Genomic DNA, 14,377 nt, shown 5'->3' with positions numbered 1-14,377 from the left:
TTTACCGCCCAGAGGGCGGCGTTACGTAAGTATTCCTTTAGAGGTATAGACATTTATTATCTTTTGATAGATGATAGGATTGTGTGAGGAGTAAGTTTAAGTTCTAAATTAAAAGAAAAAGCTCTTGGGGTCGAAACACGGCAAGACTCCCAAGGGCTTTTTCTGCGTTTGGATGGTAATTGACCGCAAGTGAAGGCGGCGTTACGTAAAGCGTGCCTAAGTCTTATGTAATTACCAATTAGCAATTAGAAATTACCCTGCGATCTTGCAACCGAAAACCTATATATTCGCCTTAAAATTTAAGCGGTAATCCATCCTGAAATACTAACAGTTCTCCCGGCTCTATCTGTGTCCAAACTTCATTATCAGTAAGCGGAACAGTAGCAATTAAAGCCACGCGATCGCTTTCCCCCGTCAACTCTCGGAAATCTAAAGTTAAGTCTTCGTCAACTAAATGAGCAGTACCAAAGGGCGCTTGACGGACAATATAACTTAGCAGTGTTGAGCAATGTACAAATAAGTGTTCTCCATCCGAAAACAAATAGTTAAATACACCCTTTGCTGCCAAAATTTTACTAATTTCTGCGAGAACTAAATAAAGTTCTTTTAAGGGAGGTTTACTTTGAGGAAAGTTTTGCCGCAAAGTTTCTAGAATCAAACAGAATGCTCTTTCACTATCAGTTTGGCCGACGGGTTGATACAAACCTGCATTTTCAGGCTCAAATTCTGGTAAATTGCCGTTATGGGCAAACACCCAATAGCGCCCCCACAGTTCCCGCTGAAAGGGATGGCAGTTTTCCAAGGCAATCTCACCCTGGGTAGCTTTACGGATATGGGCAATTACATTAGTAGAGTGGATGGGATAGCGCCGCAACAATTTGGCCACCGCAGAATTGACGGAAGGTTGAGCTTCTAAAAAAATACGGCATCCCAAGCCTTCAAAAAAGGCAATACCCCAACCGTCAGCGTGAATATCTGTTTTGCCGCCTCTTGCAGAAAACCCCTCAAAAGAAAAGCAAATATCCGTTGGCACATTGCAGTTCATTCCTAGCAGTTGGCACATGGATTTTGATCTCTGGAATTGAAATTAATAATTATGTTTAATATTATCTCTAATATTATCTTTATTTTATGGGTAAAGGCGAACTATTTGCGCCCGAAATTCTGGAAACAAAGAATTTTCCTGATGCAAACACTTCGCCCTTACACATTGTCAGAAACTAATCTAAAGCTTCACTTCAATATCCACACCGGCTGGCAAGTCCAGTTTCATCAAAGCGTCAATAGTTTTAGCGGAAGGCTGATGAATGTCGATAATGCGGCGATGAGTACGAGTCTCGAAGTGTTCCCGTGAATCTTTATCAACGTGGGGCGATCGCAGCAAACAGAATATCCGCCGTTTCGTAGGTAAGGGAATTGGGCCAATCGCAGTTGCCGCAGTCCGGTTTGCTGTATCTACAATCTTCTCGCAAGATGCGTCAAGAATACGGCGATCGAAAGCTTTGAGGCGAATGCGAATTTTTTGTTGTTGGATAGTTGCCATTTGATTTTCTTTAGTTTTCTAGGTTCAGTTGTTTTTTTAACTGTTAACTGTTAACTGTTAATTGTTAACTGTTAACTGTTAACTGTTAACAGCAAACTAGAAGAGCAGAAAAGCTGATTTATATTTTATAGCTTTTCTGCTCCACCTAATTTTAGCGGAGTCCTACTTGAGGATTTTGGAGACAACGCCAGCACCTACGGTGCGGCCACCTTCGCGAATAGCGAAACGCATCCCCTGTTCAATAGCGATCGGGTTGATCAGTTCCACTGTCATCTTAATGCGGTCTCCCGGCATCACCATTTCAGCTTCGCTACCATCATCACTGGTGAACTGGTTGATCGTACCAGTTACATCCGTTGTGCGGACGTAGAACTGAGGGCGGTAGCCGGAGAAAAACGGCGTGTGTCGGCCGCCTTCTTCCTTCTTAAGGATATAAACCTCAGATTCAAACTGAGTATGAGGAGTAATCGATTTGGGCTTAGCAATTACCATGCCCCTTTCAATATCCTTCTTTTCAATCCCCCGAAGCAGCAGACCCACGTTGTCGCCAGCCAGACCTTCTTCCAAGGACTTGGTGAACATTTCCACGCCGGTTACGGTAGTGCTGCGAGTATCGCGAATACCAACCAATTCGACAGTTTCGCCGACCTTGATTTTTCCACGCTCGATCCGGCCAGTAGCCACCGTACCCCGACCAGTAATCGAGAATACGTCTTCAACTGCCATCAGGAAGGGCTTGTCAATTTCGCGCTCTGGCGTGGGAATGTAAGCATCTACCTCTTCCATGAGCTTGTAGATCTTATCTATCCAAGGATTCTCGCCCTTCTTGATCTTGGGGTTAGCAGTCATCGCTTCTAGAGCCTTCAATCCCGAACCAGTCACAATGGGGATATCATCGCCTGGAAAATCATAAGAGCTTAGGAGTTCGCGAACTTCCAGTTCCACCAGTTCCAGTAGTTCTGCGTCGTCTACCATGTCTTCTTTGTTCAAGAAGACAACAAGGCTGGGAACGCCAACTTGCTTGGCAAGTAGGATGTGTTCGCGGGTTTGGGGCATGGGGCCATCTGCTGCTGATACCACGAGGATACCGCCGTCCATTTGAGCAGCACCAGTGATCATGTTTTTCACATAGTCAGCGTGACCCGGACAGTCTACGTGAGCGTAGTGCCGTTGTTCCGTCTCATATTCGACGTGAGCTGTGTTAATCGTAATACCCCGCGCTTTTTCTTCAGGCGCAGCGTCGATTTCATCATACTTCCTAGCTTTAGCCTGACCCAGTGCAGATAGGGTCATGGTAATTGCGGCAGTTAAAGTTGTTTTGCCGTGATCGACGTGACCGATAGTGCCGATGTTTACGTGGGGTTTATTCCGTTCAAATTTTGCGCGTGCCATTCTTGATTCTGTTCCTTTGTCAGTTGTCAGTTGTTAGTAGTTAGTTGTTAGTAGTTAGTTGTTAGTTGCTTTAACAGGACTTACTTACCAATTTCGTAACGCCGCCCTCTGGGTAGTGAATTTACCGCCCAGAGGGCGGCGTTACAAACAGTTTTTCGTAGGTCTATTTAAGTTGTTCACAACTAACTACTAACCCTACCACTAACAATTAGTTATCAGTAGTTAATTGTTAGCGATCGGTAGTTAGTTGCTTTGAGTTTGCAACTAACTACTAACCCCTAACCACTAACAATTAAGAGTTCCCTTTGCTCTTGGCGATGATGGCTTCTGCCACGTTGCGGGGGACTTCTTCGTAATGGCTGAATTCCATTGTGAAGATCCCGCGACCTTGGGTTTTCGAGCGGATGTCTGTGGCATAACCAAACATTTGTGCCAAAGGAACTTTGGCAGCAACTTTGGCAAGTCCTTGTTCCGTCTCTTGACCTTCAATCTGACCCCGGCGAGAGTTGAGGTCGCCGATGATGTTCCCGATATAATCTTCGGGCACTTCGACCTCTACTTTCATCATAGGCTCTAGCAGCACGGGCGTTGCTTTCATCACGGCTTCTTTGATGGCCATTGACCCAGCGATCTTAAATGCCATTTCGGAGGAGTCTACATCGTGGTAAGACCCATCTACCATCGTGGCTTTAAGGTCGATCACTGGATAGCCAGCGACAATGCCGGATTCGCAAGCTTCTTTCATCCCTTGTTCTGCGGGGCCGATGTACTCTTTGGGTACAGCGCCACCAACAATTTTGGAGACGAATTCAAAGCCGGTTCCTGGTTCCCCAGGTTCCAGTTCGATGACGACGTGGCCGTACTGACCTTTACCGCCGCTTTGACGGATAAATTTGCCTTCAGCGCGGACGGCTTTGCGAATGGTTTCGCGGTAGGCTACCTGGGGTGCGCCGACGTTGGCTTCAACTTTGAATTCCCGCAGCATCCGGTCAACCAGAATTTCCAGGTGGAGTTCGCCCATGCCGGCGATGACTGTCTGGTTGGTTTCGTGGTCAACTCTGACTCGGAAGGTAGGATCTTCTTCGGAGAGAGATTGCAGAGCTTTGGAGAGTTTCTCCATGTCGGCCTTGGTTTTGGGTTCTACCGCTACGGAAATCACGGGTTCGGGGATGAACAACGATTCCAGAATAATTGGGGCGGTGTCATCGCAGAGGGTGTCGCCGGTAAAGGTGTCTTTGAGACCCAAGGCTGCTCCTAAGTCGCCGGCACGAAGTTCGTCTACTTCGATGCGATCGTCGGCTTTAAGGACGATTAAGCGGGAAATCCGCTCTTTTTTGTCCTTAGTGGAGTTCATCACGTAGCTGCCTTTTTTGAGGATGCCAGAGTAAACTCGCACGAAGGTCAGGCGACCGTAGGGGTCTGCCATGATTTTGAACGCCAAGGCAGACATTGCTGCATCGTCGTCGGCTCCCCGTTCGGCTGTATCGCCGTTGGGCAAGGTTCCCTGAATGGGGGGAACTTCTAAGGGGGAGGGTAGGTAGTCGAGCACTGCGTCTAGCAAGAGCTGCACGCCTTTGTTTTTGAAGGCAGAACCGCATAGCATCGGGACGATCGTACCTGCGATCGTGCCTTTTCGCAGGGCTGACATGATTTCTGCTTCTGTGAGCTCTTGTCCTTCAAAGTATTTTTCCATTAGATCGTCGGAGGTTTCTGCCGCCGATTCGATCAATTTGGTGCGGTACTCTTGGGCTAGCTCTTTGAGGTCTTCAGGGATTTCGGTTTCTTCAACGTCGGTGCCGAGGTCGGTGGTGTAGATGTATGCTTTCATCTTTACCAAATCGACAATCCCTTTAAATTCGCTTTCGCTGCCGATGGGGATCTGGATGGGGACAGCGTTGGCTCTCATGCGATCGCAAATCTGGCCGTAAACTTTATAGAAGTTCGCACCTGTGCGATCCATCTTGTTTACGAATACAATCCGAGGTACTTTATAGCGATCGGCTTGTCTCCAGACGGTTTCGGATTGGGGCTGGACTCCGCCGACTGAACAAAATACGGCGATTACTCCATCCAATACCCGCATCGAGCGCTCGACTTCGATTGTGAAGTCTACGTGACCCGGAGTATCAATGATATTAATCTTGTAATCTTTCCAACTGGTAGTAATGGCAGCGGCAGTAATGGTGATTCCACGCTCCCGCTCTTGAGCCATCCAGTCGGTAACTGCTGTTCCCTCGTGGACTTCACCCATCTTGTGAACCACGCCGGAATAAAACAGGATTCTTTCAGTCGTTGTTGTCTTGCCCGCATCAATGTGGGCGGCAATACCAATATTGCGTGTTCTCTCAAGCGGGACGGAACGTGCCACAGCTACCTCCTTTAGTTTGTGTTGCTGTTATATTACAATAATACTACATAATATCGAGTCATAACAACCGATATTGCTGACTCGTACATGGAGTTTACTGTTACATTTTAATATTTTTTGCAAGATTTGTTCACACAAACATTTGCTAAAAGCCCAAGGCAACTGGGGAAGAGTTGGGAGTTTTGAGAGATGGCTACAGGTAAGCTTTATTCCTCTCTTGCCAGCATCCCCAGTCTCTAAAATTAGTACCGATAGTGGGCAAAAGCTTTGTTTGCTTCTGCCATCCGGTGGGTTTCTTCGCGCTTACGAATGGCACTGCCTGTTTCATTGGCGGCATCCATCAATTCATTCGCTAGCTTAATCGACATGGAGCGACCAGCTCTAGCCCGTGCAAACCGGATCAGCCAACGCAAGGCCAAAGCAGTGCCTCTGTCGGAGCGCACTTCCATTGGGACTTGGTAGGTTGCGCCGCCTACCCGCCGCGCTTTGACTTCTACCAGAGGTGTTGCATTTTTGACTGCTTTTTCAAACAGATCCAGCGGATCGCCACCCGTCCGTTCTTGGATGGTTTTCATGGCATCGTAAATAATGTTTGAGGCAACTGATTTTTTGCCGCTTTGCATAATGCGGCGCACCATCATTGTTACCAGGCGGCTGTTGTAAACCGAGTCAGCGGGAATCGGACGTTTTTGAATAACCCTACGGCGAGACATAGTTTAATTTTGGATGCGTGATTTTTGATTTTGGCTTTTTGATTTAGCCCAGATGCGTGAGATCAACACAGGCTTTGAGGGACTTGGCTGGCTATAGCTGAAAATTGAGCGGTAAGCGTTGTCACCTTCAACTTCACAAGAACGGTTAAATTCTTATTTTTTGGCACCGGCTTTAGGACGTTTAGCTCCATACTTGGAGCGTCCCTGTTTCCTGTCTTTTACTCCGGCGGTGTCTAAAGTTCCACGAATAATGTGGTATCTCACTCCCGGCAAGTCTTTGACCCGACCGCCTCTAATCATCACGACTGAGTGTTCTTGTAGGTTATGACCAATGCCTGGAATGTAGGCTGTCACTTCAAAACCAGAGGTCAGTCGCACCCGTGCTACCTTCCGCAGTGCTGAGTTTGGTTTTTTCGGAGTGGTCGTGTAAACTCTTGTACAGACTCCACGACGCTGAGGGCAACTCTTGAGAGCTGGCGATTTAGTCTTTTTCTGCGTTTCTTCTCGTGCAGACCGAATAAGTTGCTGAATAGTGGGCATGAGTTAGGGCTCGTTTAGCTTTGTCGCTAGTTTCTACTTTAAGTGGCATCCGCACTGAAATACCCTTCCCCTTGGCTAGGGATGGGATTTTGGGGGAAATATAGTCAGGTGGGGATACCAGACCTTCCATTATAAACGACTTAACTGTTTTTGGCAAGAGATTTAGGAATTTGGACGTTGAGATTGAGGGCTGGGGACTGGGAAACTTAGACGTAGTGAAGCAAAACTCTCAAATTGCAGCGCTTTGCGCCACGCTGCGCTCTCGGCTTCAGCTTTTGGCAACGGCGCTATGCTTGAGACGATCGAGCTTGGCTCGTAATGACATAATTGCGTCAGTCCCGACCTTTTGGGGCTAGCTCATTAATAATATAGCAATCATTATCAATGACTGTTATCACAAAACATAGTGATATCGATCGTTTTTTTCCGTGATTGAGATCGCTCTAAACTTGATATTCCCATCACTGACTATAAGAGACTTCTATCAGCTTTTAGGGACAAAAGTATCACATTAAATTGCTGATGGCTGTCACATAAAGTTTGCCAAAGTTGCCCGATATTAAGGGGATAGATGTTCTTCACTGCAAATGACAACTCAAGCGCTTCTCCCAGAATTTACAATTTCAGAACTCTACTTTACAGCCTGGAAGTCAGGTCGCATTAATCGGCAGCACCGACAACAAATTGAGTCAGCAATATTAACCAATTCTCTCAGCGAACCAGATCGCAAAGTTATCAGTAGATTGCTCTACGCTGTACGCCGGGGATGGCTATCAGTGGTAGATTAGCTTGAAATAGAGTGCTGGAAAAAAAGATAACTACCAGCCTCTATGTTCAGAATTTTATCATAATTATATCAATTAAATTTAATCGGTTGTGTACAATACTTGCGTAGCTCGCAAGTAGCGAAGCACAAAATTTAACACAGAAGATAAGTCAAACCTATGGCACTGATTACAACTGGATCGCAGATGATTCGGGATTTAGAGAAGTCGGGTTCCCTGGCCGTCTACGTCCCCTTAGAGGGTGGATTTGAAGGGCGCTACCAACGGCGGCTGAGGGCTGCAAGCTACAGCACTCACAATATCACGGCGCGGGGTCTAGGGGACTTGGCTGCTTATTTAACAGGGGTTCACGGTATCAGGCCTCCCCACCTGGGGAAGAAAACTACTGGCAATGAGGCCTCAGTCGGCTACGTTTATTATTTGCCGCCAGTAGTAAATACTCAATTGGAACACTTGCCTCCGAAAGCCAAAGGGTTGGTATTGTGGATTATGGAAGGGTTTGTTTTGTCCCGTCAAGAAATTGAATATTTGACAGTTTTACCTAGTTTAGAGCCACGAGTGAAAGTTGTGGTGGAAATGGGAGGCGATCGCGCCTTTCGCTGGACTCCCCTAAAAGATGCCTTAATCGCCGCAGCTTAAACTCAAGCTGAATGCGATCGCGCAATTTTTAAAACAGTTAACCGTTAACGGTTAACTGTTAGCTTAATTCCGCTTCCCTTTCCAAGTGATGTCTCGAACACAGCCAATTGCTAGGAAGTAAAGAAGGCCAACCCTCCTGCAAAGCTTCTATACAAACTGTCCGAACCGTCAATTGACAGTCTAGGAGTTCTACACCTGCTTTTTCAACCTGCTTATTACCAATCTTTAAAATCGATTCATCATTAAATTCAAAGGTCTTATGACATTGAAGACAGACTAAATGGTGATGATGATGAGATTGAGGCAAATTAAGCTCATAATGTTTGTGACCCTCCGCCAGTTCTAGTTCCCTAAAAATGCCAATATTAGCCATTAAATGCAGCGTTCTATACACAGTAGACAAACCGATAGTTTCTCCTTGATCCTTCAAAATATTGTACAATTCTTCGGCACTTAAGTGATTGCCTTCCGGCAAGTTTTGAAATACATTCAAAATAGTTTCTCTCTGGGGAGTCAAGCGACATCCCCTTTGATTAAGTTCAGCCTTGAGTGAGTTAGTTTTGTAAAAAGACATATCGAAATCCTCCAAACAAAATATTACGATTAAAACTTACTGCAACGTTGCTGGCAAGCATTACAAGAACTGGTTTTTGGTTCAAAGTCAGAACAGCCAATCGCCTCCTCAGTACAAGCACTAAAAGGTCGCACCGTACATTTAAGGCGATAGTCATTAGTAAAAAACTCACAGTCAGAACAGGGAATTTGATGCAGCCGTCTGAGTTGGTAAATTCCCTCTCGCAACGCCTGCCAAACACTCCATAAAAATAGAACAAGTAGCGTCCAAGTACAGAAACAGCAAATCGCAACATTCATAGACTAATTCTCTCAAGTGTATAGAAAATTTCAATAAATATTGATTTAGAAACAGGGTAAGGCAATTCACCAAAACCCTGTTCTATATCAAAATTTTTTAGTTGACAACACCTCGCAGAATTGCATCAATGCCCGCAAAGTTCTCTAGCAGTAAATAAGCCAAAAAAGCTCCACTAGAACCACCCAGTACAAAACCACCTCGGAATAAGCTCCAATCTTCAGGTGTTTTTTGCCAATAGAAAACCTTGCCTTTTTCCCGCTTTCCCTGCTCATAAATAGAAAGCAGCATTGCCAAAATTATGACTACTGCGAGGGTAGCAAGCAACCCAGCCAGCGGAGCTAAACTCTTTTGTTGCAAAGGAATCAATACCACAAAGATTCCCACCAGAAAATATCCGTGAGCCAAGCTCACTTCTAACCCTCTGACAATGGGAGATAAACCTTTGCGGTAAATCGGTAAATTCCGCAATAAAGTTACACTCACATCAGAAAAGCTCATTGAACCCATTGCAGTTTCAACTTGAATATCGCTAGGATTTTGTTTCACAAACTCCCCAGAACGAAAATCAAATCCCACCGCTTTTGTCCGCACGCGCAGCGCGTGCCAAATGTGACCGCATAACACTACAACTGCTAAGACAAAGTGAGCTGTTGCCAACCAAGTCCGGGAAGAAATCACAACCGCATCAGGGTCATTTAAACCCACAGGGCCGTAGAAAACCTCTGGATAAACGGTGTTATTTACAGTTACGAAATAGGCTGCCAAAAAGCCCATATAAGCCAGAGCACCTAAACTGTAAGAAAGATAGGCTTCACCTGACCAAAACAACACGCGCTCGGCCCAGCGAAAAGGCTTAGTAAAGATGTGCCAAAAACCGCCGCTAATACAGAGAATCCCCACCCAAATATGACCGCCGATGACATCTTCAAGATTGTTAACTGCGGCCATACCTTGCGAACCCCAGAAACCAAAGAGATAGCCAAAAATCCGACCAGGATTAAGCGTAGGGTTAGAAATAACTCGAACATCTGCGGCGATGGGGTCATAAACACCGCCCCAAAACATTGCTTTCCCTACCAATAACCACGCACCTAAACCTAGCAGTAATAAGTGAATGCCAATGATAGTTGTCATCTTGTCTTTGTCTTCCCAGTCGTACCCAAAAGAGCCGAAAAAAGTATTATTTTTCGGTAAAATGCTAGGGCCAAGTAGGGAATGATAAAGACCGCCAGCACCCAGAACAGCAGAACTAATTAGGTGTAAAACGCCGATAACAAAGTAAGGATAAGTATCGACAATTTGGCCGCCAGCACCAACGCCAAAGCCTAACCGCGCTAAGTTGGGAAGCAAGATTAAACCTTGGTCAAACATCGGCTGTGCGGGGTTGAAATTGGAGAGCTCAAACAGAGTCATCGCCCCAGCCCAGAGTACGATTAAACCGGCATGAGCTACGTGGGCTCCTAAAAGTAGTCCTGAGAGATTGGTGAAACGGGCATTTCCAGCCCACCAGCCATATTCTTGTTCTGGGTTTTCTGTTGGTGGTATTGATGTTGAATCAGCTATTGCTTGCATTTGTACTTAACTCCTAAATTGAGCAAAACTGAGGGATTATTGACCGCCCAGAGGGCGGCGTTACAATGGTTAAATTGCTGGATTCATCGCGACTTGACCTTCAGGCTGGATGTCTTCGCGGGTAGACTGCACGACTTTGCCTTGGCGGAAGTCAAATCCTGCGGCTCGCAAGGCGTGCCAAATATGTCCTTGCAACAGGAAGAAGGCCAGCCAGAAGTGGGCGTTTGCTAACCAAACGCGAGAAGTGAGCATTTCACCGCGATGGAAATAAGGGAATTGCTCGAAGCCGATATTTAAAGCCGGGCCAAAAAATTCTTCTGGGTAAACCAGGGTGTTAACTGATACAAAATAGGTAGCGATGAACCCCATTAAGGCTAAGGCTCCCAGGCTGTAGGAAAGGTAGGCTTCCCCTGACCAGACAAATAGCCGTTTTGCCCAAGGGAAAGGCTGAGTGCTGATGTGCCAGAAACCGCCGCCAATGCAGAGGATGCTGACCCAAATGTGACCGCCGACAACATCTTCGAGGTTGTCAACTCCAGCAATCCAGTTTTTGCCGTTGACTCCGAAGAGGTAGCCGAAAATGGTGGCGGGGTTGAGGGTGGGGTTGGAAATCACCCGCACGTTCTGGATTGTGGTATCATAAAGGCCACTAAAATACATGGCTTTGGCCACCAACAAGGCAGCACCTAGACCCAACAAAGTTAGGTGAATGCCGAGGATGGTGGTCATTTTGTTTGCGTCTTCCCAGCGATAACCGAATAAGGGGGTTCTTTCTTCTAGGGTTTCGGGCCCTTTGAGGGAGTGAAAGATGCCGCCGAAGCCGAGAAATGCTGAGCTAATCAGGTGTATGACTCCGATGGCGAAGTAGGGGTAGGTATCAATAATTTGACCCCCGGCTCCAACGCCAAAGCCCAGCCGCGCTAGGTTGGGCAGCAGGATTAGACCTTGTTCGTACATGGGCTGTTCTGGGTTGAAGCGGGAGAGTTCAAACAGGGTGTAGGCTCCCGCCCAGAGGACGATTAGGCCTGCATGGGCAACGTGGGCTCCGAGCAGGCGGCCGGAAAGGTTTGTTAAGCGGGCATTCCCCGCCCACCAGGGAAAGGATTTTCCTTCGCCTGGGAAGGATTTTGCGACCATGTTTGTCATGGATTGACCTCTTGAGTACAAGTCAGTGGGGTTTTAAGCCGATCGAAGCTTATTGAAATTAATAATCAATAATTTCTGCTGTTTTGTCAAGAGCTATTTGTAAAGATTTTCATTAACTGCGGGTAAAATTATCTGTAAACTATTTTGCTAATGGCTTTAACTGATATACAGCAGGCTTTTTAGGCTTGTGACTGCCTAGTTTGCCACGTTTGAGACAAAAATATTTTTAGAAATTGTTGACAAATAATTTTAGTAAGCTTAGAGTGTTATTCAGATGGCTATGGATATGTTCCTCTCTGATAAGACAAGGTTAGAGAACAAGCCCGCTGCTGTTTGCGGTGGAAATTTTGCATAGGTGGGCAAACGGCTAGTTTTTCTAAGCTTGGGAGTTAGGAAGCGAGAGTTTCGCGATCGCGAAAGTTCCTTTGCTGTGGGCGGATGTGTTACCAAATCCAGTTACATTTCCTTTCCAGCTCCAACACAAAAAGCCTGAGAGGTACAGCTCTCAGGCTCTTTTTTTCTTATAGGACTTACGTAACTTTCTTACTTAAAGCATTTTCTTCACTACTTAGTTCAAGCTCAACTGCACCAAAGTATCGGGCGCGAGGAAGTGAGCTATATGATAAGCTCGCTCTTCTGTTTTGAGCAGGATTTTTTCGTACAAGTAGCGCGTACCGCGATCGCCCAAACTTTCCGCTTGTCCGGCTTGACGGCGCAACAAATTGATAATTGCTTGCTCCGCGACCAAATCGTGTTCGAGCATTTGGCGACAGGAATAAGCACCGTCAGCTTCCGGTTGGAAGCAGCAAAGTTCTGCTAACTTACTAAAGCCAGCCGCAGGAATACCGCCCAACCCATTCAAGCGTTCGCCCAATTCGTGGACGTGATCTTGAGCGTCTCCGTAACTGTCTTCAAAAAACTGGTGTAGGGAGTAAAATTCCGCTCCCTCAACAACAAAATGGTGCTTTTGATATTGCAGGTAAAGCGCCTGAAAACTTGCCAGCAGAGCATTCATGCCTTCACAGACGGGGGCTGTGACTGAATGTTCAAGCAAAATTGGATTCTCGGCAAGGTGGCCAAACGGACGCACTGCACTCTGAGTTTCAGCCATAGTGTGTTCCCTCTCAATAGGCAGATTTTATTGCCAATGCGCTTAGTCTACCACGCTGAATCTGTGAGTCAAGCTGAGTCAGCCAGCCTATTAGAAGACTTTACAAGTTGGAAAATTTTTCTTTCCAGTCTATTGAGAATTAATTGCACTTGGGTTATGCTGTATAAAGTAGCTGATCTAACAAACGTTCTGAAGTATCAAGGTTATGGGAAGGCAGAATATACAGGCACGGGGTGAATTTTTCAATATTTCTGCCTTCTAACTTGATAATTCCGTCTGGGTTAGGGTGCGATCTCCTTTTTTCTTCCCTCTCCCCTTTCGCCCGTCTCCCCCTCCCGCTTTCTGTAGTCAGCAGTAAAATTAGTGCAAATAGATTTCATTTATGAATAAATCAGAGCTAGAATCAGAACCGTGTCACATTGTTGAGGTCAGTTGGGTAGACCGCTGGCAAGTTTACCAGCGCTTGCAGGAGTTAGAGATTACCTGCTGGTGCGCTATCGATAGACCTTTGCGGGTACAAATCAACAGTGCTCTGCAAGCTGCTCAGTTAGAGAGTGTATTAAGACAGTACAGATCCCCCCGCTGGGAGTTGGAAGCTTGCTTGGAGGGATGCTGGAAAAACAGTTAATAGCTTTTCGTTTTTTGCTTATCAGATGTCAGTCAATAGTCAAATTTCTGTGATGGGGTGAGCGAATACCTGCGGGTAGCGGTTACGTAGTGAAGCAATTTCAAATGTTAATTAATAAGCGATCTAGAACAATGTGTAAATCACGCAAAGAAGTATCAGCATTTAGCCTTGAAGGGCAGATCGTCGGTTCTATTCTTGAAGATGGTTACAAACTCGTGTACCTGCGAATTGCCGCACCATCGGGGGAGGAGTATGTTGTTAAAATCTCTAAAGAGTTGCGCTCGCCTCTGACACCAATTATGTACCGAGGTTTAACGGTTCGGGTTGTAGGGGAGAAAAAACTCAACTTGGACAGTGGCAAAATTAAACTGAAGGCTTACAGCATTACACCCTTAGCTGGCGGTAATTTGCCGGCTGAAGAGCGTCATAGTTTTAATGATATATCTGTTAAAAGGGAGGCTTCGGCGCTGCCTCTTTCGTGTAGCGGGCAATCTCCCATTCTTCCTTGCCAAGGAGGAGATTCTAGCTCTGAGAAAACAGCCACCGCAACGGCAAATTGCCCTCAAGCCAAGGCTAAAATTTTAGTATGTCAAAAGTCTGACTGCCAGAAACGGGGCGGTAGAGCAGTCTGTCAGGCTTTGGAAAATGCGTTGAGCGATCGCGGTTTAAAAGACCAAGTAACTATTCAGGGAACGGGATGTCTTAAACAGTGCAAAGCAGGGCCAAATATTGTCTTGATGCCAGATAAAACTCGCTATAGTCGCATCGAACCGGCCGAAATCCCGGCAATTATCGAAAAACATTTTGCTGTTAACTGTTATTAGGGGCGCTTAGGCTAGGGAAGAAGGGAATAGAATCAGTGGGTTCTAGCAATGAGCGAGTGTCCTAACCCTTTCTATTATTGCATTTTCCTTCTGCCTCCTGCCTCCTGCTATATAATATCATGTCCGGTTAAATACTTGTCATTGCGAGCCAAGCGAAGCAATCGCAGAGACTAGGCGATTGCTTCGCTTGGCTCGCAATGACAGATAGTAAGTAATTTGCCGGACATGATATAACTGTGAAT

15 protein-coding genes are annotated in these 14,377 nt (G+C 46.1%); 4 read left to right on the top strand and 11 right to left on the bottom strand.

The genetic code is table 11. The features are described 5' to 3' along the window. Window positions 1-292: 292 nt before the first annotated feature. The 6 genes from PY364_RS20935 to rpsL all read right to left on the bottom strand — a co-directional run bounded on the left by PY364_RS20935 (window position 293) and on the right by rpsL (window position 6,556). Entirely contained in the window at window positions 293-1,063 is a 771-nt protein-coding gene (locus PY364_RS20935) for a class II glutamine amidotransferase (RefSeq protein ID WP_275525918.1), read from the bottom strand. Window positions 1,064-1,225: 162 nt separating this feature from the next. Next, on the bottom strand, window positions 1,226-1,534 hold the full coding sequence (gene rpsJ, locus PY364_RS20930) for a 30S ribosomal protein S10 (RefSeq protein WP_202796229.1): 309 nt from the start codon (window positions 1,532-1,534) through the stop codon (window positions 1,226-1,228). A 171-nt stretch (window positions 1,535-1,705) separates the two neighbouring features. After that, entirely contained in the window at window positions 1,706-2,935 is a 1,230-nt protein-coding gene (gene tuf, locus PY364_RS20925) for an elongation factor Tu (protein WP_275525916.1), read from the bottom strand. A 292-nt stretch (window positions 2,936-3,227) separates the two neighbouring features. After that, window positions 3,228-5,303: an elongation factor G gene (gene fusA, locus PY364_RS20920; RefSeq protein ID WP_275525915.1), complete on the bottom strand. Its 2,076-nt coding sequence runs from the start codon at window positions 5,301-5,303 to the stop codon at window positions 3,228-3,230. A 242-nt stretch (window positions 5,304-5,545) separates the two neighbouring features. After that, window positions 5,546-6,016 (bottom strand): 30S ribosomal protein S7, encoded by a 471-nt coding sequence (gene rpsG / locus PY364_RS20915; protein ID WP_272030273.1) that lies wholly within the window; start codon window positions 6,014-6,016, stop codon window positions 5,546-5,548. Between the two features lie 153 nt (window positions 6,017-6,169). Beyond that, window positions 6,170-6,556: a 30S ribosomal protein S12 gene (gene rpsL, locus PY364_RS20910; protein ID WP_275525913.1), complete on the bottom strand. Its 387-nt coding sequence runs from the start codon at window positions 6,554-6,556 to the stop codon at window positions 6,170-6,172. A 587-nt stretch (window positions 6,557-7,143) separates the two neighbouring features. On the opposite strand from rpsL, the gene PY364_RS20905 reads away from it, so the two are divergent. Beyond that, a complete protein-coding gene (locus PY364_RS20905) occupies window positions 7,144-7,344 on the top strand; it encodes a hypothetical protein (RefSeq protein WP_275525911.1) in 201 nt (66 codons plus the stop codon). Window positions 7,345-7,500: 156 nt separating this feature from the next. Then, window positions 7,501-7,980, top strand: coding sequence for an NAD(P)H-quinone oxidoreductase subunit N (locus PY364_RS20900; protein ID WP_275525910.1), 480 nt, complete (start codon window positions 7,501-7,503; stop codon window positions 7,978-7,980). Window positions 7,981-8,038: 58 nt separating this feature from the next. On the opposite strand, the gene PY364_RS20895 is transcribed toward PY364_RS20900, so the two are convergent. The 5 genes from PY364_RS20895 to PY364_RS20875 all read right to left on the bottom strand — a co-directional run bounded on the left by PY364_RS20895 (window position 8,039) and on the right by PY364_RS20875 (window position 12,683). Then, window positions 8,039-8,554, bottom strand: a complete 516-nt coding sequence (locus PY364_RS20895; protein ID WP_275525909.1) for a transcriptional repressor — start codon at window positions 8,552-8,554, stop codon at window positions 8,039-8,041. A 29-nt stretch (window positions 8,555-8,583) separates the two neighbouring features. After that, window positions 8,584-8,853, bottom strand: a complete 270-nt coding sequence (locus PY364_RS20890; RefSeq protein WP_275525907.1) for a hypothetical protein — start codon at window positions 8,851-8,853, stop codon at window positions 8,584-8,586. Window positions 8,854-8,950: 97 nt separating this feature from the next. Next, on the bottom strand, window positions 8,951-10,426 hold the full coding sequence (locus tag PY364_RS20885) for a chlorophyll a/b binding light-harvesting protein (protein ID WP_275525906.1): 1,476 nt from the start codon (window positions 10,424-10,426) through the stop codon (window positions 8,951-8,953). A gap of 69 nt (window positions 10,427-10,495) precedes the next feature. Continuing rightward, the gene (locus tag PY364_RS20880; RefSeq protein ID WP_343278296.1) at window positions 10,496-11,563 is read right to left on the bottom strand and encodes a chlorophyll a/b binding light-harvesting protein; all 1,068 of its coding nucleotides are present in this window, start codon (window positions 11,561-11,563) and stop codon (window positions 10,496-10,498) included. A 577-nt stretch (window positions 11,564-12,140) separates the two neighbouring features. After that, window positions 12,141-12,683, bottom strand: a complete 543-nt coding sequence (locus tag PY364_RS20875; RefSeq protein ID WP_275525904.1) for a Dps family protein — start codon at window positions 12,681-12,683, stop codon at window positions 12,141-12,143. A 382-nt stretch (window positions 12,684-13,065) separates the two neighbouring features. On the opposite strand from PY364_RS20875, the gene PY364_RS20870 reads away from it, so the two are divergent. Next, a complete protein-coding gene (locus PY364_RS20870) occupies window positions 13,066-13,311 on the top strand; it encodes an Asr1405/Asl0597 family protein (RefSeq protein WP_275525903.1) in 246 nt (81 codons plus the stop codon). Window positions 13,312-13,442: 131 nt separating this feature from the next. Beyond that, window positions 13,443-14,135, top strand: coding sequence for a (2Fe-2S) ferredoxin domain-containing protein (locus tag PY364_RS20865; RefSeq protein WP_275525901.1), 693 nt, complete (start codon window positions 13,443-13,445; stop codon window positions 14,133-14,135). The last annotated feature ends 242 nt before the right edge of the window (window positions 14,136-14,377 follow it).

The organism is Kamptonema sp. UHCC 0994 (assembly GCF_029167235.1).
In the GTDB taxonomy this organism is placed as follows: domain Bacteria; phylum Cyanobacteriota; class Cyanobacteriia; order Cyanobacteriales; family Microcoleaceae; genus Kamptonema.
This window is presented reverse-complemented; position numbering and strand designations above follow the sequence as displayed.